Genomic DNA, 1,788 nt, shown 5'->3' with positions numbered 1-1,788 from the left:
GTAGGCGACGCATATAATTCAACAGCCAAAGACATTGAAGGTTGGAAACTAAAAACAGCGCCATCCAACGCCACTGGCACATTCAGTGATACAGCACAAATAGTCACGTATGTATATGAAAAAGCGGTAGTAGCTGGCCAAGATGTGACGGTTCAATATGTAGATGAGGCAGGCAATGAATTAGCTACATCAGACACATTAAGTGGAAACATAGGCGGCACCTACATTTCTACCGCAAAAAACATTGACGGCTGGAATTTGAAAACAACGCCAGCAAATGCAATTGGTACGTTTAGTGATACAGCACAAACCGTCGCGTATGTGTATGAAGAAAAAGCAGATAATATCATCCCAATCCCAGAAGATCCAACGACACCTAATGATAAAACAACAGTTGGCAAGTCAAGTGTAACTCCAACAGAAAAAATAAATATTCAACCAATAGATTCACCAAATCCAACCAAACAAGTGAAAGAAAAAACTTCCTTGCCAAAAACAGGAGACAGCACACAAAACAGTGGTATGTTAGCTGGATTAGTTCTTTTACTATTCGGCGCAGCGCTATTAACAGGTCGTCAAACTAGAAAAAATAAATAATTAAACAGAACATAGTCAGTAAATCATTTCGTCATATATTCATTATCAATAAGTATATTTTCTAGTTTAGCCAGCATGCTTATATGATATGGTAATACCAACTTACAAAAATTAGATAGGTGTTGATTTTAAATTGAAGAAGGTTCTCTTAATAACCTTTAGTCTCATTATTATGGCGACAGTCATTTCTTTTCATACAACCAAGGTCCAAGCAGCTTCTTGGTTGGAACATGAACTAGACGGAAATGAACCATATATCCAAGCTACTGAAAGAACTTTATCGAAAAATCGTGATGATATTACATTAGCTGATTTAGAAGCTATTACATCCCTATCCATTTACCAATCTTCAGATATTCCAGATAAGATTTCGGATTATAAAAATTTAAAATTTCTAGTTTCACAAAGGTTAGCTTCAACAGAAATACCTAACAGCATTGGGCAATTAAAAAAACTGGAAACCTTAAGATTAGAATATAATAATTTACAAAAATTCCCTAGAGTAGTTTTCCAATTACCTTCCTTAAGAATTTTAAATCTAACGCATGGTAATATCACGGAAATACCTACAGAAATAACTGGTTTATCTTCTCATTTGAGGCAGCTAGATATAAAGGAGAATAAATTAGTAACTATTCCTACTAGTATTTTTACGACTGATTGGAAAGCAGGATTTGAGCATAAACTGATATTAGGTACAGCTAGGAATCAAATTACCTCTGATATACCAGCTGGCTACTTATATGGTATAGACTATGGAGGAAATATGTTAGAGTTTTATAATTTATCCCCAATTAAGCAGGATCAATTAATCTATACAGGTAATTCGATAGTTGTTCCATTAAATACAAATTTCAATCAATTGAAACCAGATAAAACACAACTAGGCTTACAATCTGGCAAAGCACTTTTTGCGAACCATACATTTATCTACCATGATGATGGGACTTCCAACAACGTATTAACTAATGGTGTAGCAACACATAGAGGCAATGGGTATATTACCATTAAAAGTAGTAACTCTACCAACTCTAATCCATTTGCAAAGGTTAGAGTTCCAATCACGGTTACTGATCCGATAGCTGGTCAAGATGTGACGGTTCGATATGTAGATGGAGCAGGCAATGAACTAGCTCCGACAGACATATTAAGCGGAAATGTAGGTGATACCTATACTTCGACAGCCAAAGA

At 35.5% G+C, this 1,788-nt stretch carries 2 protein-coding genes; both read left to right on the top strand.

The genetic code is table 11. The annotated features are described in order from the left end of the window. Positions 1 to 597 (top strand): MucBP domain-containing protein (locus tag HCJ50_RS15535; protein WP_185395788.1); only part of this gene is annotated, 597 nt, incomplete at its 5' end. A gap of 133 nt (positions 598 to 730) precedes the next feature. After that, on the top strand, positions 731 to 1,788 hold a 1,058-nt coding region (locus tag HCJ50_RS15530; RefSeq protein WP_315984913.1), incomplete at its 3' end, for a MucBP domain-containing protein.

The organism is Listeria immobilis (genome assembly GCF_014322765.1).
Taxonomy (GTDB): domain Bacteria; phylum Bacillota; class Bacilli; order Lactobacillales; family Listeriaceae; genus Listeria; species Listeria immobilis.
Note: the sequence above shows the minus strand (reverse complement) of the source record. Positions and strands in the feature narration are given on the sequence as shown.